Here is a 19,911-nt window from a genome sequence, read left to right as displayed (position 1 = left end):
GCGGGCGCGCGGCGGGCGTGCGGCCCGGCGCTCGGGCGGTCGGCGTCCCGGGGTGCGAGCGGCCGGCGGCCGGGCGCACGTCCGGCGCACGGCAGGGCCGGCCGCAGCGGCTACAGTCGGCCCATGACCAAGTGGGAATACGCAACCGTGCCGCTGCTCGTCCACGCCACGAAGCAGATCCTGGACAACTGGGGCGAGGACGGCTGGGAGCTCGTCCAGGTCGTGCCCGGCCCGAACCCGGAGCAGCTGGTGGCCTACCTGAAGCGGGAGAAGCAGGCATGAGCGCGGTCGAGGCCAGGCTGGCCGAGCTGGGTCTGACGCTGCCGGAGGTCGTGCCGCCGCTGGCCGCCTACCAGCCGGCCGTGCAGTCCGGTCCGTACGTCTACACCGCCGGCCAGCTGCCGATGGTGGACGGCAAGCTCCCGGTCACCGGCAAGGTGGGCCTCGAGGTCACGGCCGAGGAGGCCAAGGACCTGGCCCGCACCTGCGCGCTGAACGCGCTCGCCGCCGTCAAGTCCGTCGCGGGCGACCTGGACCGCATCGCGCGCGTGGTGAAGGTCGTGGGCTTCGTCGCCTCGGCCGCCGACTTCACCGGGCAGCCCGGTGTCGTCAACGGCGCCAGCGAGCTGCTGGGCGAGGTCCTGGGCGACAAGGGCGTACACGCGCGCAGCGCGGTCGGTGTGGCGGTGCTGCCGCTGGACGCGCCCGTGGAGGTGGAGATCCAGGTCGAGCTGGTTCCCTGAGCGGCCCCGGCCCCGACGCCTCTCGAACATTCGCGCGCCACGGGATAGCCTCCGGCCATGGCGAATGGGCAGGCGAACGGGCAGTGGTTCCCTCCGGACTGGCCGGACCGCATCCGCGCGCTCGCGGACGGCACCCTCACCCCGGCCGCGCCCAGACGGGCGGCCACCGTCATGCTCCTGCGGGACACCGAGGCCGGTCCCGCCGTGCACATGCTGCGCCGACGCGCCTCCATGGCCTTCGCCGGGGGCGCGTACGCGTACCCGGGCGGCGGCGTCGATCCGCGCGACGACGACCAGCAGGTGCGCTGGGCGGGTCCCACGCGCGCGTGGTGGGCCGACCGGCTCGGCGTGGACGACGCGGCGGCGGCCCAGGCGATCGTCTGCGCGGCCGTCCGGGAGACGTACGAGGAGTCGGGTGTCCTGCTCGCCGGGCCCGGCGACGACTCCGTCGTCGGCGACACCACGGGCCCCGGCTGGGAGGCCGACCGCGCCGCCCTGGTCGCGCGGGAGCTGTCCTTCGCGGAGTTCCTCGACCGCCGCGGCCTGACCCTGCGCTCGGACCTGCTGGGCGCCTGGGCGCGCTGGATCACGCCCGAGTTCGAACCCCGCCGCTACGACACCTGGTTCTTCGTGGCCGCCCTGCCCGAGGGCCAGCGCACCCGCAACGCCTCCACGGAGGCCGACCGCACGGTGTGGATCCGGCCCCAGGACGCGGCGGCCGGGTACGACAGGGGCGAGCTGCTGATGATGCCGCCGACCGTCGCCACCCTGCGCCGGCTGCTGCCCTGCGCCAGCGCCGCGCGGGCGCTGGAGGCGGCCGGGTCGCAGGACCTGACCCCTGTGCTCGCCCGCGCCCGCCTGGTGGACGGCGAGGTCGAGCTGTCCTGGCCGGGCCACGACGAGTTCACCCGGCACGTCCCGGCCGAGGGCACCCCGCCCGGTCAGGAGGCCCGCGCATGACGGCCCGCCCGCATCCCCTCCGGCTCCCCGCGGCCGGTGTCCAGGAAGGCCCCCTCGTATGACGGACGCAGCAGCGCTCCCCGGGCAGCCCCGCGGCGGTGCGCTCTCCGGGCCCGCCACCGCGCGGGCGGTCAACGTCCTCGCGCCCAACGCCTCCGCCATGACCCTGGACGGCACCAACACCTGGATCCTCTCCGAGCCCGGCTCGGACCGGGCGGTGGTGATCGATCCGGGACCGCTGGACGAGGGCCACCTGCGCCGGGTCGTCGCCACCGCCGAGCAGGCGGGCAGACGCACAGCCCTGACCCTGCTGACCCACGGCCACCCCGACCACGCCGAGGGCGCCGCCCGCTTCGCCGAACTGACCCGCACGCGCGTGCGTGCCCTCGACCCGGCCCTGCGGCTGGGCGACGAAGGACTGGCGGCCGGTGACGTGATCTCGGTGGGCGGCCTGGAACTGCGGGTCGTCCCGACACCCGGCCACACCGCCGACTCGCTCTGCTTCCACCTCCCGGCCGACCGGGCGGTGCTCACCGGCGACACGATCCTGGGGCGCGGTACGACCGTCGTCGCCCATCCGGACGGACGCCTCGGCGACTATCTGGACTCGCTGCGGCGGCTCAGGTCCCTGACCGTCGACGACGGCGTGCACACGGTGCTGCCGGGCCACGGGCCGGTTCTGGAGGACGCCCAGGGCGCCGTCGAGTTCTACCTGGCCCACCGCGCGCACCGGCTGGCCCAGGTCGAGACGGCGGTCGAGGACGGCCACCGCGGGCCCGCCGAGGTCGTCGCCCACGTGTACGCCGACGTGGACCGCTCCCTGTGGCCGGCCGCCGAGCTGTCGGTACGGGCCCAGCTGGAGTACCTGCGCGAGCACGGGCTCATCTAGAGCTGCCGCCGCCCGGAGCTGTAGCTGCCGTCGCTGTGCTGCTGCCGCAGGTCACGGCCGGGGCGCCTTGACGCCGTGCACGCGCGCGTACTCCGCGGCCAGCCAGGGGCCCAGGTCGTCGGTGTAGAAGCGCAGGAGAGCCCGGTCGCCGACCGGGTCGTAGCCGTGCGCGGCCGCCGCGGCCATGTGCGCGGCCCGGTCGGGGTGGTACGTGCCGAAGGCGGCGGCCATCTCGTGGAGGTCGCTGGTCCAGCCCTGCCAGCGGCCCATGACCAGGGTGAACCCCGTCCGGACGAGATGGCGGGACATGAAGCGCACCAGGGGCCTGAGGGCCTCCTCGGTGCCGTCGGCGGCCTCGGCCGCGGCGATCCGCTCGCGCCACCGGGGGAGGAGCCGCGCCAGGTCGCCGTTGGTCTCCCGCGCGAGCAACGGGTCGCCGGGGCGGTAGCGGGGCAGGCGGGCGGCGAGGTCCTCGCCGAGCAGCGGGGTGCACAGACAGGCCGTGAACCAGCCCATGTCGTACCGCTCGGCCTCGCTCAGCAGCCGGTCCCGGCCGTACACCAGGAGGCCGACTCCGTCGATCTGGGCGAACTCCTGATCGAGGGCGGCGCCGAACACCCGGGCCGCCCGGCGGTCGGCGTCCGTCGGCTCGTCCCGCAGGGCGACCAGCAGGTCCAGGTCGCTGCGGCCGGCGCGTGCGGCGCCCCGGGGCACGGAACCGTAGAGGTAGGCGCTGTGCAGCCGCTCTCCATGGGCGTACGGCAGCCGGTCCCGGACCGCCGCGACGACGGGCCGGAAGGCGTCCTGCACGCGCGCGAGGGACCCTTCGCGCGCGATGTGCCCGTCGGCGGTGAGACCCGGCCGGCCGCCCGGACGGGCGTCGGTGCCGCGCGGGGTCAGCGGGACCTCTTGGCCAGCCGTTCCACGTCGAGCAGGATCACCGCGCGCGCCTCCAGGCGGAGCCAGCCGCGCTGGGCGAAGTCGGCCAGGGCCTTGTTGACCGTCTCGCGGGACGCGCCGACCAGCTGGGCCAGCTCCTCCTGCGTCAGGTCGTGCACGACGTGGATGCCCTCCTCGGACTGCACGCCGAAGCGGCGGGAGAGGTCCAGCAGGGCGCGGGCGACCCGGCCCGGCACATCGGAGAAGACCAGGTCGGACATCTGGTCGTTGGTCTTGCGCAGCCGACGGGCGACGGCGCGCAGCAGCGCTCCGGCCACCTCCGGCCGTACGTTCAGCCAGGGCTGGAGGTCGCCGTGGCCCAGGGCGAGCAGCTTGACCTCGGTCAGCGCGGTCGCCGTCGCGGTGCGCGGGCCCGGGTCGAAGAGCGACAGCTCGCCGATCAGCTCACCGGGGCCCACGACGGCCAGCATGTTCTCGCGGCCGTCCGGGGACGTGCGGTGCAGCTTGACCTTGCCCTCGGTGACCACATAGAGGCGGTCGCCCGGGTCGCCCTCGTGGAACAGCGAGTCGCCACGTGCGAGCGTCACCTCCGTCATGGAGGCGCGAAGCTCCGCGGCCTGCTCGTCGTCGAGCGCCGCGAAGAGCGGATTGCGCCGCAGAACGTCGTCCACGAGTTCTCTCCTTGTCGACCTGCTCAGGGGATCTTGCTCCCCCGTCGCCAGGGGACCGTGTTCCCCATTTTGCCGGACGGTCCAAACAGTGTGATCTGTCACAAGGATGCCGTACAGGTGTCCCGGGGTACGCGGCAGGGGTCCAATCGGGCGCCGATCTTCGGGGTCCGGGGCGGATGTCGGTGCCGGGCCTTAGGCTGGCCGGGTGTCCGAATCGCCGGTGAGAGCACAGGCCGAGGGGGCTGGGCGGGTGGCTGCACGACAGGATTCCGCTGTGGGCGAACAGGCGCCCGACAGCGGCAGCGGAGCGACGAAACCGGCAAAGAGGACCCCTGTGACAAGAGCGGCCAAGAAGACCTCCGAGAAGCCCGGAAAGCCCGAGAAGCCCGCGAAGAAGGCTGCCACCGGGAAGAAGGCGGCGCCCGCGAAGAAGGCTGCACCCGCTAGGACGTCCAAGACGTCCAGGACCTCCGCGGGCACGTCCGCAGGCAAGTCCGCGGCGAGCGGGTCCGCCGCCGTGAAGAAGGCCGTGCCCCCGAAGAAGGTGGCCGTCGCCCCGGAGAAGGCCACCGCCGCCGTGGGGAAGGCGTCGTCCGTGCGGACGGTCGCCCCGAAGTCACGGAAGAACGAGTCGCACACCGCCCTGGTCCGCCGGGCCCGCCGCATCGACCGCGAGCTGGCCGAGGTGTATCCGTACGCCCACCCCGAGCTGGACTTCGAGAACCCCTTCCAGCTCCTGGTCGCCACCGTCCTGTCGGCGCAGACCACCGACCTGCGGGTCAACCAGACGACACCGGCGCTGTTCGCGAAGTACCCGACCCCCGAGGACCTGGCCGCCGCCGACCCGGAGGAGGTCGAGGGCATCCTCAGGCCCACCGGGTTCTTCCGCGCGAAGACCAGGTCGGTCATGGGTCTTTCCAAGGCCCTGGCGGAGGAGTTCGGCGGGGAGGTCCCGGGCCGTCTAGAGGACCTGGTGAAGCTGCCCGGCGTCGGCCGCAAGACCGCCTTCGTCGTCCTCGGCAACGCCTTCGGGCGCCCCGGCATCACCGTGGACACCCACTTCCAGCGGCTGGTGCGGCGCTGGCAGTGGACCGAGGAGACCGAGCCGGACAAGATCGAGGCGGCCGTCGGAGCGCTCTTCCCCAAGAGCGAGTGGACGATGCTCTCGCATCATGTGATCTTCCACGGCCGCCGTATCTGCCACGCCCGCAAGCCCGCCTGCGGGGCCTGCCCGATCGCTCCGCTCTGCCCGGCGTACGGGGAAGGGGAGACCGACCCGGAGAAGGCGAAGAAGCTGCTGAAGTACGAGAAGGGCGGCTTCCCCGGTCAGCGCCTCAAGCCGCCGCAGTCCTACCTGGACGCGGGCGGCAGGCCGGCACCGCCGCTGGCGGCCGGATGACGGCAGCCGACCGGCCCGGCCGCACCGGTCGCCGCGCCCGGTGCGGAACGATCTCGGTGGCCCCGCGCGTTGGACCGGGCAGGACGGCGGCGACGGCCACCGGGACGAGGGCGGGACAGAGGACCGGCCGGGCCGGCGGCTCGGGCGCGGACCCCGTGGGCACAGACCTCGTGGGCACGGACCGCGCGGGTGCGAGCCGCGCGGACGCGGGCGCACGGACACGTACAGGTACACGTACAGGCTCAGGCACGGACGCAAGGACCCGGACGGACCGGGGACGGGGGTGGCGATGACGCGGGCGGGCGAGACGGCGCACGGGACCCGGACGGACCGGGCCGGCGCGGAGGACCGGACGGCCGGCCGGGTGCCGGGCGGCCCGGTGGCGCTGAGCACGGAGGGGCTGCCCGAGTGGCTGGACCCCGTCGTGCGGGTCGTCGGGACGGTCCAGCCCGTCCAGCTGAGCCGCTTCCTGCCGCCGGAGGACGGCGCGGGACGCCAGTCCGCCGTCCTCGTCCTGTTCGGCGAGGGGGCCCGCGGGCCCGAACTGCTGCTCATGGAGCGGGCGAGTTCGCTGCGTTCGCACGCCGGGCAGCCGTCCTTCCCGGGCGGGGCGCTCGATCCCGAGGACGGCGATCCGCAGGGCGACGGCCCGCTGCGGGCCGCGCTGCGCGAGGCCGAGGAGGAGACCGGACTCGACCCGGACGGCGTCCAGTTGTTCGGTGTGCTGCCCCGGCTCTACATCCCGGTCAGCGGGTTCGTCGTGACGCCCGTGCTCGGCTGGTGGCGCGCGCCCAGCCCGGTGGCCGTCGTCGACCCGGCGGAGACCGCCCGGGTCTTCACGGTCCCCGTGGCGGATCTCACCAACCCCGGCAACCGCGCCACGGCCGTGCACCCCAGCGGTCACCGAGGCCCGGCATTCCTGGTCGAATCGGCCCTCGTGTGGGGCTTCACGGCCGGAATCATCGACCGGCTGCTGCACTACGCGGGCTGGGAGACGCCCTGGGACCGCGAGAAGCAGGTCCCGCTCGACTGGCGGTCATGACAGGGTGGGCCCGTGCCGTTCGGGCCGGAGCCTTCCGGAACGATGTGTTCCCTCGCCGCGCGGCGGCGGGCCGGGCCCCGGCCGACCTGTGGTGACCGGAAGACGATGAGGCGAGGCTCGACGCGGTGAACGTGCTGGACATCCTGCTGCTGGTCGCCGCCGTGTGGTTCGCGGTCGTCGGATACCGCCAGGGATTCGTCGTCGGCATCCTGTCGGTGATCGGCTTCCTGGGCGGCGGACTGGTCGCCGTGTACGCACTCCCGGTGATCTGGGACGCCCTGACCGACCACACACCGGTCAGTACGACCGCGGCCGTGGTCGCGGTGGTCGTCGTGATCATCTGCGCCTCGGTCGGCCAGGCCCTCACCACCCACCTCGGCAACAAGCTGCGTGTGCACATCACCTGGTCCCCGGCCCGCGCGCTGGACGCGACCGGCGGCGCCGTGGTCAACGTCCTCGCGATGCTGCTGGTCGCCTGGCTGATCGGCTCGGCCCTGGGCGGCACGACGATACCGACGCTCGGCAAGGAGGTCCGCACCTCGCAGGTGCTGCTCGGTGTCTCCCGGGTGATGCCCCAGCAGGCGGACACCTGGTTCGCGGACTTCACCTCGGTCCTCGCGCAGAACGGCTTCCCGCAGGTCTTCAGCCCGTTCACCGACGAGCCCATCACCGACGTACAGCCTCCGGACCCGGCGCTGCGCGACAGCGCGGTCGCCCGCAGCGCCAAACGGTCGGTGGTCAAGGTCGTCGGCACCGCGAGCAGTTGCGGCAAGGTGCTGGAGGGCAGCGGGTTCGTCTTCGGCCCCCGCCGCGTCATGACCAACGCCCATGTCGTCGGCGGTGTCGACGAACCCACCGTCCAGATAGGCGGCGAGGGCCGGAAGTACGACGCCAAGGTCGTGCTGTACGACTGGCACCGCGACATCGCCGTGCTCGACGTACCGGACCTGAAGGCGCCCGTGCTGCGCTTCTCCGACTCGGTCGCGCACAGCAAGGACGGCGCGATCGTCGCCGGCTTCCCGGAGAACGGCGCGTACGACGTGCGCTCCGCGCGCGTGCGCGGGCGCATCACGGCCAACGGTCCGGACATCTACCACCGCGGCACCGTCCGCCGCGACGTCTACTCGCTGTACGCGACGGTCCGCCAGGGCAACTCCGGCGGCCCGCTGCTCACCACGGACGGCGAGGTCTACGGCGTGGTGTTCGCGAAGTCCCTCGACGACGCCGAGACCGGCTACGCGCTCACGGCCGGTGAGATCGAGCAGGACATCGCCGAGGGGCGCACCGCCGTGCAGCAGGTGGACACCGACCGCTGCGCGATGTGAGGTCAGCACAGCCGGACCCCGCCCCGCAGGGAAGGCGGTCCGGCCGGTGCGGGATCAGCCGCGGGGATGCCGCAGGCGTACGGAGACCCAACGGGCCCGGCGGCGCAGGATGCGCGGAATGCCGACCCGGGGGTCCGTGCCCGTCAGTTGCGGGGCTTCCCGGTGAAGGGAGCCCGGACCGCTCGCCGAACGGCGGGTGCGTGCTACGTCACTGTAGTCGTGCGTCCAGCCCATACCCCGACGTCTGCCCCCCTCCGAAGGTCGATAACCTCCCGGGCGCCCTCGATTTGGCCTATGCGCGGGGCAATTGGCCGTTCGACGGACAGGCGTTCACGTCCGGATACCGGGCGCGACGGCGCCGTCACGGACCGCCCTCGCGGGGGTGCCGCCGGTCCGGTCCCCGAGGGCCTCACCGGTCCGGTTCGGGGTCCTTCAGCCAGTTGACCAGTTCGGTCGAGAAGGCCACCGGGTCCTCCTCGTGCGGGAAGTGCCCGAGACCGTCGAACAGGCGCCAGCGGTAGGGCGCCTCGACGTACTCGCCGGAACCGGCGGCGCTGCGGGTGCGCTGCACCGGGTCGAGGGAACCGTGCAGATGCAGGGTCGGCACGAGCACCGGGCGCTTCATCCGGCGGTAGAACTGGATGCCGTCCGGCCGGGCCAGGGAGCGCACCAGCCAGCGGTACGGCTCCACGGAGCAGTGCGCCGTGGAGGGGATGCACATCGCCCTGCGGTACGTCTCCAGCGCCTCGTCGTCCGGCAGCCGCGGGCCCGACCAGTCCTGGACCAGCCGGGCCACCAGCGCGCCGTCGTCGGCGGTGAGCTGCCGCTCGGGGATCCACGGCCGCTGGAAGCCCCAGATGTAGGAACTCGCCGCGGTCTGCCGGGCGTCGGAGAGCATCGACGAGCGCCAGCGGCGGGGGTGCGGCATCGAGGAGACCGCGAGCCGCCGGACCAGCTTGGGGCGCATCGCCGCCGCCGTCCACGCCAGATAGCCGCCCAGGTCGTGGCCGACCAGGGCCGCGTCCGGCTCGCCCAGGGAGCGGATCACGCCGGTGACGTCGAGGGCGAGGTTGGCGGGGTCGTAGCCGCGCGGTGTGCGGTCGCTGCCGCCGACGCCGCGCAGGTCCATCGCCACGGCCCGGAAGCCCGCGTCGGCGAGCGCGGTGAGCTGGTGCCGCCAGGTCCACCAGAACTGCGGGAACCCGTGCAGCAGCAGCACCAGCGGCCCGTCGCCCGTCTCGGCGATGTGGAAACGCGCGCCGTTGGCGGCGACATCCCGGTGCGTCACCTTCCGGGCGCCGGGCAGGTCGGTCCGTACGACCGAGGTCGGTTGCGCCGAAGGAGTGGCGGGGTCCGTCATGAGGACGAGCGTGCCACAGCCTCGATGGCCTGCGGTGCCCGGTCCTCCAGCGCGGGGGTCTGCGGACGCGGGTGCGGCTTGGCGTTCTGGAGCACTCCGGCGGTCTGCTTCATGGAGGCGGCGACCTTCTGGGGGCCCTTGCCCTTCTTGGCCTTCTTGAAGAAGACGAGGCCGACCAGCAGCAGAAGAAGCGCGATCAGGACGTTGGCCGCGAAGGAGAGCAGGAAGCACCAGCCGAGGTTCCAGCCGCCGCTCCAGGTGCGGATGCCGTACGCGAGCGCGAAGTTGAGCATCGGCAGCGAGAACAGCAGCATGGCGCCGGCCGCCGTGGTCAGCGCGCCGGCGATCCCGCCGCGTGTGACGTCCTTCTTCAGCTGCGCCTTCGCCAACGCGATCTCGTCGTGCACCAGCGCGGACATCTCCGCCGTCGCCGCGGCGACCAGCTGGCCGATGCTGCGTTCGGCGCCGACCGGGCTGCCGTCGGGTGCGCTCATCGCGGTCTCCCTTTTCTGCCTGACCCTGCGTTCCGGGAACGGCCGGGTTTTTGTACCGTCCCGTCAGATCATGCCGGACTGTCGTTCTGCTCGCCTGCCCCGCCCTGCACTTCCGCACTCCGTCCTGCCCGTTCGGCCTCCTGGCGGGCGGCGACGGCGCGGTGTTCGGCGGCCTTGCGTTCGAGGATGGCCGCCATGCGGAGGTGGTACGCGGGGTCGCCCTCCTCGTACACGTCGGGGATGCCGTCGAGATCGTCGTCGCGCTCCTCGTCCGCGCACATCCGGCGGTACTTGGCGTTGCGGACCTTGAGCAGCACCGTCGCGATCAGCGTGGCGATCAGCGAGCCGGTGAGGACGGCGGCCTTGACCTCGTCGGTCAGCGTGGCGTCGCCGTCGAAGGCCAGCTCGCCGATGAGCAGGGAGACGGTGAAGCCGATCCCGGCCAGCGTGGCGAGCGCGAAGACGTCGGCCCAGGCCAGGTCGTCGCTGAGCGAGGCCCGGGTGAACCGGGTGGTGAGCCAGGTCCCGCCGAAGATGCCGACGGTCTTGCCGACGACCAGACCGAGCACGACACCGAGCGTCTCGGGCCGGGTGAACACATCGGCCAGGGCCCCGCCGGAGACGGACACACCCGCGCTGAACAGCGCGAACAGCGGCACGGCCAGACCCGCCGACAGCGGCCGGACGAGATGCTCGATGCGCTCGCCCGGCGAGTGCTCCTCGCCCTCGCGGGTGGAGCAGCGCAGCATCAGGCCCATCGCGACGCCCGCGATGGTGGCGTGCACGCCGCTGTTGTACATCAGGGCCCAGATGACCAGGGCGAGCGGTACGTACACGTACCACCCGCGCACGCCCTTGCGCAGGAGCAGCCAGAAGACGGCCAGGCCCGCGAAGGCTCCGCCGAGGGCGGCGAAGTTCAGGTTGTCGGTGAAGAAGACCGCGATGATCAGGATGGCGAAGAGGTCGTCGACGACGGCGAGGGTGAGCAGGAAGGCGCGCAGGGCGCTGGGCAGCGAGGTGCCGATGACCGCGAGCACGGCCAGCGCGAAGGCGATGTCGGTGGCGGTCGGCACCGCCCAGCCGCCGAGCGAGCCGCCGCCGGTGAGGTTGGTGAGTGCGTAGACGGCGGCGGGGGCCACCATGCCGCACAGCGCGGCGACCACCGGCAGCGCCGCGGCCCGGGGGTCCTTGAGGTCGCCGGCGACCAGTTCGCGTTTGAGTTCGATGCCGGCGACGAAGAAGAAGACCGCGAGGAGCCCGTCGGCGGCCCAGTGCGCGACGGACAGGTCGAGGCCGAGGGCGGCGGGGCCGAGGTGGAAGTGGCTGACGCGCTCGTAGCTCGTGTGCAGTGCCGGGATGTTCGCCCACACCAGCGCGGCGATCGCGGCGAGCAGCAGCAGGACACCGCCGACCGTCTCGGTGCGCAGCGCGTCCGCGACGAAGTTCCGCTCCGGCAGGGACAGGCGCCCGAAGGCCTTGCGGGGGGCGCGAGGGGTGCGGGGGCGGTCGGTGACCACGAAAACCTCCGGTCGGTGGGCAGCGCTGAGCACATGCCGACCAGACTTCCCGGCGCACCTGAGGATCTTGTTGCGTTGTAGCTCTGTCCAGTCTACGCATCCGGGGGCATCCGGCGTCAGCTGCGCCGGGTGCCCCCGGATGAGATGGCCTGCGAGGGCGGTGGCCTGGACGCGGGGTCCGGGGACGCGGTGTTCCCCTGCGGGCGGCGCCCTCGCGGGCCTGGGTCAGTCCTCGCTGGGCGCCGCCGGCAGCTTCGCCTGGATGAAGTCCATGACCGTGGAGTCCGTCAGCGTCGTGACGTCTCCGAGCTGCCGGTTCTCCGCCACGTCCCGCAGCAGACGGCGCATGATCTTGCCGGACCGGGTCTTCGGCAGCTCCGCCACCGGCAGGACCCGCTTGGGCTTGGCGATCGGCCCGAGCGTGCTGCCGACGTGGTTGCGCAGCTCGGTGACCAGGTCGTCGCTCTCGGCGGCCGAACCGCGCAGGATCACGAAGGCCACGATCGCCTGCCCGGTGGTCTCGTCCGCCGCGCCGACCACGGCCGCCTCGGCGACCGAGGGGTGCGAGACCAGCGCGGACTCCACCTCGGTGGTGGAGATGTTGTGGCCGGAGACCAGCATCACGTCGTCGACCCGGCCGAGCAGCCAGATGTCGCCGTCGTCGTCCTTCTTGGCGCCGTCACCGGCGAAGTAGCGGCCCTCGAAGCGCGACCAGTAGGTGTCGATGAACCGCTGGTCGTCGCCCCAGATGGTGCGCAGCATCGACGGCCACGGCTCGGTGAGCACCAGGTAGCCGCCGCCGCCGTCGGGCACCTCGTTCGCCTCGTCGTCGACGACGGTCGCGCTGATGCCGGGCAGCGCGCGCTGGGCGGAGCCGGGCTTGGCGTCGGTCACGCCCGGCAGCGGGGAGATCATGATGCCGCCGGTCTCCGTCTGCCACCAGGTGTCGACGACCGGGGTGCGGTCCGCGCCGATGTTCTTGCGGTACCAGATCCACGCCTCCGGGTTGATCGGCTCACCGACCGAGCCGAGCACCCGCAGGGAGGACAGGTCGAACTTCGCGGGGATGTCGTCGCCCCACTTCATGAACGTGCGGATCGCCGTCGGCGCCGTGTACAGGATCGTGACCCCGTACTTCTGCACGATCTCCCAGAAGCGGCCCTGGTGCGGGGTGTCCGGCGTGCCCTCGTACATGACCTGCGTCCCGCCGTTGGCCAGCGGGCCGTACACGATGTAGGAGTGGCCGGTGACCCAGCCGACGTCGGCGGTGCACCAGTACACGTCGGTCTCCGGCTTCAGGTCGAAGACGGCCCAGTGCGTGTAGGCGACCTGCGTGAGGTAGCCGCCGGAGGTGTGCAGGATGCCCTTGGGCTTCCCGGTGGTGCCCGAGGTGTAGAGGATGAACAGCGGGTGCTCGGCCTCGAACGCCTCAGGGGTGTGCTCGGCCGACTGGCGCCCGACCACCTCGTGCCACCACAGGTCCCGGCTGTCGTCCCAGGCGACGTCCTGGCCGGTGCGGCGGACCACGAGCACATTGCGCACGCCCGTGGCGCGGCCGACGGCCTCGTCGACGGCGGGCTTGAGCGCGGACGGCTTGCCGCGCCGGTAACCGCCGTCGGCCGTGATGACGACCTTGGCGTCGGCGTCCTGGATGCGGGTGGCGAGCGCGTCCGAGGAGAAGCCGCCGAAGACGACGGAGTGCGCCGCGCCGATGCGGGCGCAGGCCAGCATCGCGACGGCCGTCTCCGGGATCATCGGCATGTAGATCGCGACCCGGTCGCCCTTCCGGACGCCGAGTTCCAGCAGGGCGTTGGCCGCCCTGGACACCTCGTCCTTGAGCTCGGCGTAGGTGATGGCGCGGCTGTCGCCGGGCTCGCCCTCGAAGTGGATCGCGACCCGGTCGCCGTTGCCGGCCTCGACGTGCCGGTCCACGCAGTTGTACGCGACGTTGAGTGTGCCGTCCTTGAACCACTTGGCGAACGGCGGGTTCGACCAGTCGAGGGTCTCGGTCGGCTCCTTGGCCCAGGTCAGCCGGCGGGCCTGCTCGGCCCAGAAGCCGAGCCTGTCAGCCTTGGCCTGTTCGTACGCCTCGGCCGTGACGTTGGCGTTCGCGGCCAGGTCAGCGGGCGGCGCGAAGCGTCGCTCCTCCTTCAAGAGGTTGGCCAGGCTTTCGTTGCTCACGACATCTCCCTTTCCCAGGGTGTCCGTTGTGTCCCAGGCCACAGCTCATCAGACCCGGGGGCCGGATGACAAGGGCCGACCGGTAATTGGTTTAGACCTGTTGTGGAGTGTTCGCACAGTTCCTGCGGCGGGTGACGGGTGTCGCCCGGCTTCAGCATGGCCCCCGGGAGCCGGGGAGACCATGCCCGGGGCATGCGTGTCGCCGGGCGGCCGGGTCACACCGCGCTGGGCAGGTCTTTCACCGATTCCGTCGGCCGCGGGGCGTCCGGTCCCGCCGGGGCGCCCGGCGGCCCCGCCGTCCCGGCCGCCGGTACCGCCTCCGCCTTCGCCTCCGCCGCCGACCCTGTCGTCTGTGCTGCCCCTGCTGCCCCTGCTGCCCCTGCTGCCTCTGCTTCGTCTGCGGTCCGTGCCGCCTCCGCCGCCACGGGGACGAAGACCGCGCCGCCGTCTCCGGCCCCGGCAGGGTCCGTGAGCAGGTACGCCTGGGCCTCGGCCACCTGGAAGTACATCCCGTGCAGCTCCAGCGTGCCCGCGCGCAGGGCCCGTGCCACCGAGTCGTGGGCGCGCAGGTGCTCCAGTTACTGGACGACATTGGCCAGGCTCAGCCGCTCGGTCTCGTCGGCGGGCATCCGGCCGGCCAGCAGGGGGACGGTGCCGTCCGTGGCGCGCAGCCGCTCCAGGCTCGGTGCCCCGTGCCGCAGCCAGCGCCCGAGGGACGTCGCGCCGTCCCCGGCGCCGGGCCGCGAGCCGAGGAGGGCCTGCATCGCCCCGCACCCGGAGTGGCCGCACACCGTGAGGGAGCGCACCCCCAGCACGTCCACCGCGTACTCGATCCCGGCGGCCACCGAGTCGTCGCCGCGCTCCTGGCCGGGGAGCGGGACGAGGTTGCCCACGTTGCGCACGACGAACAGGTCACCGGGGCCGCTGGCGGTGATCATCGAGGTGACCAGGCGGGAGTCGGCGCAGGTGAGGAAGAGCTGGGACGGCTGCTGGCCTTCTCTGGCCAGCCGGGCCAGTTCGTCGCGCACATGCGGCGCGGTGGTGCGCTGGAACAGGCCGATGCCGCGGGCCAGTTGCTCCCCGCTGGGTCCGGGTGCCCCGGCCGCGCGGGACGGGGCACCCAGCGTGGGACGTACCTCGGAGCGGGTGGCGGGGGCGGGGCACTGGTGGTTGCGCCAGGGTGTCCAGGGCCGGCAGCGGCACACGGCGCCGTCCGGACCGGTCGGCTCACCGACCCGGACCGCTCTGCGGCGTCCGGTGAGCCGGACGGAACCGCCCTGCGCGGTGTGGGCGCGCTGCCAGTCCTGCAGCGATTCGTAGGCCGCGTGGTCCATGAAGGAGCCGTCCAGCTCGACGACCGAGACCGCGCCCCGGGGCACCCGGTGCAGGACCCGGCTGAGCCGTGGCACCGCGAGGAACGTCAGCTGGCCCCGGACGCGTACGTGATGCACCCCCTTCTTCTCGTCGTGCGTGATGCGGGTGCGGGCCAGGCGGTGCAGGGCGACGGCGACGGCGGTGGCGACGCCGAGGGCCACGCCCTGGAGGACTCCGAGACCCACCACCCCGAGGGCCGTCACGGCGTACACGGCCACCTCGCGGTGGCGGGTCACCGTACGGATGTGGTGCAGGGAGACCATCTGGACGCCGACGGCCATCACCAGGGCGGCGAGCGCGGCCAGCGGGATGGACTCCAGGACCGGGACGAGCAGCAGCGCGGCGGCCACGACGAGCGCGCCGTGCAGCATCGTGGCGTCCCGGCTGACGGCGCCCGCGCGCACGTTCGCCGAGCTGCGGACGGCGACTCCGGCGACGGGGAGCCCGCCGAGCGCGCCCGAGACGACGTTCGCCGCGCCCTGGCCGAGCAGTTCCCGGTCGAGGTCGGAGCGGGCTGCGGGGGCGGGCGGCCCCGGCCGGCCCGCGGCCAGTCTGTCCACGGCGACGGCACCGAGCAGCGACTGCACGCTGCACACCAGAGTGGTGCTGAGCACGGCCGCCGCCAGGCCGAGGACCGGCCCGTCGGGCAGCCCGGCCAGGGCGTGGCTGCGCCAGGACGGCAGGTCGACCCTGGGCAGGATCAGTCCGCACAGGGAGGCGACGGCGGTGGCCCCGGTGACGGCGACCAGCGCGGCGGGCACCGGGCGCAGCAGGCGCCCCGCCCGGCCGGGGAGCCGGGGCCAGGACAGCAGCAGGGTCAGGGTGAGCGCGCCGACGGCGAGCGCGGCGGGATCGGCGCCGGCCAGCTGGGAGGGCAGCGCGCGCAGGTTGTCCGGCACGGAACTCTGCGGGCTGCCGCCGAGGACGATGTGCAGTTGGGCCACGGCGATGGTGAGGCCGATGCCGGCGAGCATGCCGTGCACGACGGCGGGGCTGACGGCGAGCGCGGCGCGGGCCACCCGGAGGCAGCCCAGGGCGAGTTGGACGAGACCGGCGAGGACGGTGATGGCGCAGGTCGTGCGCCATCCGTAGCGGTGGATCAGGTCGGCGGTGACGACGGTGAGCCCGGCGGCCGGGCCGCTGACCTGCAAGGGCGAGCCGCCGAGGCGGCCGGCGACCAGTCCGCCCACGGCGGCGGCCACGAGGCCGGCCTGGAGCGGGGCGCCGGTGGCGAGGGCGATGCCGAGGGAGAGCGGCAGGGCGATCAGGAAGACCGCGACGGCGGCCGACAGATCGGCGCCCGCGACACGGGGGAGGCGTCGGCGCGGCGGCGGACTGTGGGGCGGGTGCGCGCGCCTGGTGCGCGCGGAGTCGGTGGGGGAGGAGGGGGTGCGGACAGGCATGGCTCGGCTCTCCTCTGGGAGAAGGCGAATGCAACGCTTGGTAAAGCAAAAGTAATGCAACGTAAAGTTCCAGCACAGCTTTTCTGTGCAAATGGGGCAGAGAATCACCTTGAAGGGTGAAGTGGGGTTTTTATCGGCTTGTCGTACTAATTCCTTCTCGCCTTCGTGCGACCTTGACGGCGCTGTCGGCACGGCCGGCACAGCACCAGCACACGCCGTCTCGGCGTAGGACGAGAGAAGGAAGAAGGTGGGCGGAACATGGCCGCCAACCAGAGGATCGCCGCGAGCGTCGTCGCCGCCGTGGCCTGTGCCTCGGCGCTCGCCGGTTGCGCGAGTGGCAGCGACGCACCCCGGCGCGAGGGCGCGCACGGCGCGCCCAAGGCCGCGCAGGCGCCCGGGAGCCCCGTCCGTCTCATCGGTGACGGGTCGACCTCGTACACCGGAGCCCAGCCGCACCTGCCCAAGCCGCAACGGCTGAAGGCCGGTGAGAAGCCTCCCCAGTTCGTCGTCTTCTCCTGGGACGGCGCGGGCGAGGACAGCCAGAAGCTGTTCTCCCACTTCCGCAAGGTGGCCAAGGACAATCACGCCAACATGACGTTCTTCCTCAGCGGCGTGTACATGCTGCCGGAGGAGAAGCGCGATCTGTACCGGCCGCCGCAGCACGCGCAGGGCAGTTCGGAGATCGGCTTCAACGACGCCCAGGGCATCGCGGACACCGCCGAGCAGGCACGCCTGGCGTGGCTGGAGGGCGATGAGATCGGCACCCACTTCAACGGCCACTTCTGCGGTCCCGACGGCGGGGCCGGCCAGTGGTCGGTCGACGAGTGGAAGAGCGAGATCGACCAGGCCAAGCAGTTCGTGAAGACCTGGAAGTCCAACAGCGGGCTGAAGAACGTGCCCGCGCTGCCCTTCGACTACGACAAGGAGCTGATCGGCGCCCGCACCCCCTGCCTGGAGGGCCAGAAGAACTTCATGAAGGCGGCGAGCCAGCTGGGCTTCCGCTACGACAGCAGCGGCGTCAACAACCAGTTGTGGCCCAAGAAGAAGGACGGGCTGTGGGACCTGTCGATGCAGCTGGTGCCCTTCCCCGGCCACACCTTCGAGCAACTGACCATGGACTACAACTTCATGGTCAACCAGTCGGGCACCCAGACCCAGGGCGACCCCGACAAGTTCGACTACTGGGGCAACCAGATGCGCGACGGCCTGCTCCAGGGCTTCAACCGGGCCTACGACGGGAACCGGGCCCCGCTGGTCATCGGCAACCACTTCGAGTCGTGGAACGGCGGCACCTACATGCGCGCCGTGGAGGACGTCGTGAAGGAGGTGTGCAACAAGCCCGACGTGCGCTGCGTCTCCTTCCACCAGCTGGCCGACTGGCTGGACGCGCAGGACCCGCAGACCCTGGCCAAGCTGCGCGGCCTGGAGGTGGGCGAGGCGCCCAAGCAGGGCTGGGCGTCCTTCCTGTCGGCCCGTCCGGCTCCGGCGCCCAAGGGAGTGCCCGGGGCGCCCAAGCCGTAGCGCCCGTCAGGCGGAGGCGGTGACGCCCTCGCCGAGCACGAAACCGGGGTCGATCTGGGCCGCGAGGTCGGCCCCGGTGCGCTCGTTGCCCCACGAGGTGGCGTTCTTCAGGTGGAAGTGCGCCATCTGCTGGGTGTAGCGCTCCCAGTCGCGCAGCTCGTACGTGGCGTCGGCGGCCACCTGGAGGGTGCGCAGGGCGCGGCGGTTGGCGTCCTCCACCAGCTCGAAGCGGAGCGGCCGGCCCTTCTCCATGGCGCGCACCCAGTCGGACTGCCCGACGGTCACGAGCAGGTCGTCGCCGACCTCGGAGCGCAGGAAGTCGAGATCGTCCGGCCCCTGCACCTTGTTGCCGACGACCCTCAGGACGACGCCGAAGTCCCGGGCGTACTCCTTGTACTGCCGGTAGACGGAGACGCCCTTGCGGGTCGGCTCGGCGACCAGGAACGTGATGTCGAAGCGGGTGAACATGCCGGACGCGAACGAGTCCGAACCGGCCGTCATGTCCACCACGACGTACTCGTCGCGGCCGTCCACCAGGTGGTTCAGATACAGCTCCACCGCGCCCGTCTTGGAGTGGTAGCAGGCGACCCCCAGGTCGGCGTCGGTGAAGGGGCCGGTGACCATGAGACGAACGGCGCCGCCGTCGAGTTCCACGCCCCGCGCGCAGACGTCGTAGAGCGGGTTGTTCTCGGCGACGCGCACCAGCCGCGAACCCTCGCCGGGCGGCGTGGTCTTGATCATCGTCTCGGCGGAGGCGATGCGCGGGTTGCTGCCGCGCAGATAGTCCTTGATCAGCGGCAGCCGGTCGCCCATCGCGGGCAGCTCCGCCGCGCGGGCCTCCTCCAGGCCCAGTGCCGCTCCCAGATGCTGGTTGATGTCGGCGTCGACCGCGACGACGGGCGCGCCGGTCGCCGCGAGATGGCGGATGAAGAGGGACGACAGCGTGGTCTTGCCGCTGCCGCCCTTCCCGACGAAAGCAATTTTCATGTTCACCAAGCGTAGTACCGCGATAGCTGTACGTGGCAGCTTGCGTGAAGAAGACCACTCCTTCGAGGCAGGGGAGGGCCGGGTGCGTAGGGTCGGACGCATGAGTACGACAGGCGCGACCGCTGATCCGCTCGCGACCCTGGGCTCCCTGCCCGGGGTGGCCGAGTCCGTGGAATCCGTGCGCAAGGCCGTGGACCGGGTCTACGGGCACCGGATCATGCGGCGCCGGAGCAACGCCGTCACCTCCGAGGCGGCGCTGCGCGGCGCGCGCGGCTCCGGGGCGCTGTCGGGGGCGGACTGGGCCCTGGAGGAAGTGCGCCGGCGCACCGACTTCAGCGGTGACGACGAGGCGCGCGTCCTGGGAGCCGCGCTGCGGCTGACGGCCGAGGCCGGACAACTGCTGTCCGTCTGGCGGCAGTCGCCGCTCAGGGTGCTGGCCCGCCTGCATCTGGTGGCCGCCGCGGGTGCGGAGGACTCCGTCGGCCGGCCGCGCCAGGAGGGCGAGGGTGTCGATGAACCGCTGATCGAGCTGGCGCCACCGGGCGCGTCCGAGGTCTCCGGCCGGCTGGAGGGGCTGTCCGAGCTGATCGTCGCGGGCAGTTCCGCACCGGCGCTGGTGACGGCGGCCGTGGTGCACGGCGAGATCCTGGCGCTGCGCCCCTTCGTCTCCCACAACGGCCTGATCGCCCGCACCGCGGAACGCATCGTCCTGGTCGGCAGCGGCCTGGACCCGAAGTCGGTCTGCCCGGCGGAGGTCGGCCACGCCGAACTGGGCCGCGCCGCCTATCGGGCCGCCCTCGACGGCTATGTGTCGGGGACCCCGGAGGGCATGGCGGCCTGGATCGCCCACTGCGCCGGGGCGGTCGAGCTGGGTGCGCGGGAGTCGACGGCGGTGTGCGAGGCGCTCCAGCGCGGAGCGGCGTAGCCGGACAGCGGTCGGACAAGGCTCGGACGACAGTCGGACAAGGGTCGCGGCGGTACGACACGTCGTACCGCCGCTGGCATGAGCACCGCGTTACCAAGCGTCCTCGATATGTCGCCCATCAGGCCGGGGACTTTGCCCGTCACCTGGTGCGGCTGGCCCGTAATCGACGGGTCGACGTCGCGTGGGTGCCCGGTGTTCATGCTCGGTCCGTGGGGCCGAA

General features: G+C 72.7%; 19 protein-coding genes. 9 read left to right on the top strand and 10 right to left on the bottom strand.

Going from position 1 to position 19,911, the window contains the following annotated elements; all coding sequences use genetic code 11:
* The first annotated feature begins 123 nt into the window (after positions 1–123).
* From sp36 to R4Z62_RS14865, 4 genes are read left to right on the top strand one after another with little or no spacing between them, the layout of a single operon-like run.
* A complete protein-coding gene (gene sp36 / locus R4Z62_RS14880) occupies positions 124–282 on the top strand; it encodes a Sp36 family protein (RefSeq protein ID WP_086024262.1) in 159 nt (52 codons plus the stop codon).
* Entirely contained in the window at positions 279–743 is a 465-nt protein-coding gene (locus R4Z62_RS14875) for a RidA family protein (protein ID WP_491520016.1), read from the top strand. The genes sp36 and R4Z62_RS14875 overlap by 4 nt, the downstream gene beginning before the upstream one ends.
* A 57-nt stretch (positions 744–800) precedes the next feature.
* Positions 801–1,703: an NUDIX hydrolase gene (locus tag R4Z62_RS14870; RefSeq protein ID WP_491520015.1), complete on the top strand. Its 903-nt coding sequence runs from the start codon at positions 801–803 to the stop codon at positions 1,701–1,703.
* A 58-nt stretch (positions 1,704–1,761) separates the two neighbouring features.
* Complete coding sequence (locus R4Z62_RS14865) at positions 1,762–2,592, top strand: MBL fold metallo-hydrolase (protein ID WP_491520014.1); 831 nt, start codon at positions 1,762–1,764, stop codon at positions 2,590–2,592.
* Between the two features lie 51 nt (positions 2,593–2,643).
* Here R4Z62_RS14865 and R4Z62_RS14860 read toward each other — a convergent pair whose 3' ends face one another.
* On the bottom strand, positions 2,644–3,402 hold the full coding sequence (locus R4Z62_RS14860) for a nucleotidyltransferase domain-containing protein (RefSeq protein WP_355478205.1): 759 nt from the start codon (positions 3,400–3,402) through the stop codon (positions 2,644–2,646).
* Positions 3,403–3,488: 86 nt separating this feature from the next.
* The gene (locus R4Z62_RS14855) at positions 3,489–4,163 is read right to left on the bottom strand and encodes a Crp/Fnr family transcriptional regulator (RefSeq protein WP_009189818.1); all 675 of its coding nucleotides are present in this window, start codon (positions 4,161–4,163) and stop codon (positions 3,489–3,491) included.
* A gap of 334 nt (positions 4,164–4,497) precedes the next feature.
* Here R4Z62_RS14855 and nth point away from each other — a divergent pair, with 334 nt between their 5' ends.
* The 3 genes from nth to R4Z62_RS14840 all read left to right on the top strand — a co-directional run bounded on the left by nth (position 4,498) and on the right by R4Z62_RS14840 (position 7,929).
* Positions 4,498–5,562, top strand: coding sequence for an endonuclease III (nth, locus tag R4Z62_RS14850; protein WP_355478208.1), 1,065 nt, complete (start codon positions 4,498–4,500; stop codon positions 5,560–5,562).
* Positions 5,563–5,851: 289 nt separating this feature from the next.
* Positions 5,852–6,604 carry an NUDIX hydrolase gene (locus R4Z62_RS14845; protein ID WP_237305554.1) on the top strand — a complete coding sequence of 251 codons (753 nt, stop codon included), beginning with the start codon at positions 5,852–5,854 and terminating at the stop codon, positions 6,602–6,604.
* A 125-nt stretch (positions 6,605–6,729) separates the two neighbouring features.
* Positions 6,730–7,929 (top strand): MarP family serine protease, encoded by a 1,200-nt coding sequence (locus R4Z62_RS14840; RefSeq protein WP_064534360.1) that lies wholly within the window; start codon positions 6,730–6,732, stop codon positions 7,927–7,929.
* Positions 7,930–7,983: 54 nt separating this feature from the next.
* Here R4Z62_RS14840 and R4Z62_RS14835 read toward each other — a convergent pair whose 3' ends face one another.
* The 7 genes from R4Z62_RS14835 to R4Z62_RS14805 all read right to left on the bottom strand — a co-directional run bounded on the left by R4Z62_RS14835 (position 7,984) and on the right by R4Z62_RS14805 (position 16,258).
* The gene (locus R4Z62_RS14835) at positions 7,984–8,163 is read right to left on the bottom strand and encodes a hypothetical protein (protein ID WP_078510012.1); all 180 of its coding nucleotides are present in this window, start codon (positions 8,161–8,163) and stop codon (positions 7,984–7,986) included.
* Between the two features lie 175 nt (positions 8,164–8,338).
* Complete coding sequence (locus R4Z62_RS14830) at positions 8,339–9,289, bottom strand: alpha/beta fold hydrolase (protein WP_385490911.1); 951 nt, start codon at positions 9,287–9,289, stop codon at positions 8,339–8,341.
* Positions 9,286–9,783, bottom strand: coding sequence for a phage holin family protein (locus R4Z62_RS14825; protein WP_064534362.1), 498 nt, complete (start codon positions 9,781–9,783; stop codon positions 9,286–9,288). The genes R4Z62_RS14830 and R4Z62_RS14825 overlap by 4 nt, the downstream gene beginning before the upstream one ends.
* 68 nt (positions 9,784–9,851) lie before the next feature.
* Positions 9,852–11,300 carry a Na+/H+ antiporter NhaA gene (gene nhaA / locus R4Z62_RS14820; RefSeq protein ID WP_382843028.1) on the bottom strand — a complete coding sequence of 483 codons (1,449 nt, stop codon included), beginning with the start codon at positions 11,298–11,300 and terminating at the stop codon, positions 9,852–9,854.
* Positions 11,301–11,525: 225 nt separating this feature from the next.
* Entirely contained in the window at positions 11,526–13,481 is a 1,956-nt protein-coding gene (acs, locus tag R4Z62_RS14815; RefSeq protein ID WP_491520013.1) for an acetate--CoA ligase, read from the bottom strand.
* A 215-nt stretch (positions 13,482–13,696) separates the two neighbouring features.
* A complete protein-coding gene (locus R4Z62_RS14810; RefSeq protein ID WP_491520012.1) occupies positions 13,697–14,032 on the bottom strand; it encodes a hypothetical protein in 336 nt (111 codons plus the stop codon).
* Between the two features lie 27 nt (positions 14,033–14,059).
* The gene (locus tag R4Z62_RS14805; RefSeq protein ID WP_491520011.1) at positions 14,060–16,258 is read right to left on the bottom strand and encodes a bifunctional SulP family inorganic anion transporter/carbonic anhydrase; all 2,199 of its coding nucleotides are present in this window, start codon (positions 16,256–16,258) and stop codon (positions 14,060–14,062) included.
* A 258-nt stretch (positions 16,259–16,516) separates the two neighbouring features.
* On the opposite strand from R4Z62_RS14805, the gene R4Z62_RS14800 reads away from it, so the two are divergent.
* Positions 16,517–17,779 carry a polysaccharide deacetylase family protein gene (locus R4Z62_RS14800; protein ID WP_491520010.1) on the top strand — a complete coding sequence of 421 codons (1,263 nt, stop codon included), beginning with the start codon at positions 16,517–16,519 and terminating at the stop codon, positions 17,777–17,779.
* A gap of 6 nt (positions 17,780–17,785) precedes the next feature.
* Here the strand turns inward: R4Z62_RS14800 and R4Z62_RS14795 are convergent, their stop codons facing one another.
* On the bottom strand, positions 17,786–18,766 hold the full coding sequence (locus R4Z62_RS14795) for an ATP-binding protein (protein ID WP_491520009.1): 981 nt from the start codon (positions 18,764–18,766) through the stop codon (positions 17,786–17,788).
* Between the two features lie 100 nt (positions 18,767–18,866).
* On the opposite strand from R4Z62_RS14795, the gene R4Z62_RS14790 reads away from it, so the two are divergent.
* A complete protein-coding gene (locus tag R4Z62_RS14790) occupies positions 18,867–19,691 on the top strand; it encodes a Fic family protein (protein WP_385490923.1) in 825 nt (274 codons plus the stop codon).
* Positions 19,692–19,911 lie beyond the last annotated feature (220 nt).

The sequence above is a fragment of the Streptomyces sp. PL-25 genome (assembly GCF_058344915.1).
The sequence above is the reverse complement of the archived record's forward strand: the minus strand, read 5'-3'. Positions and strand labels throughout refer to the sequence as shown.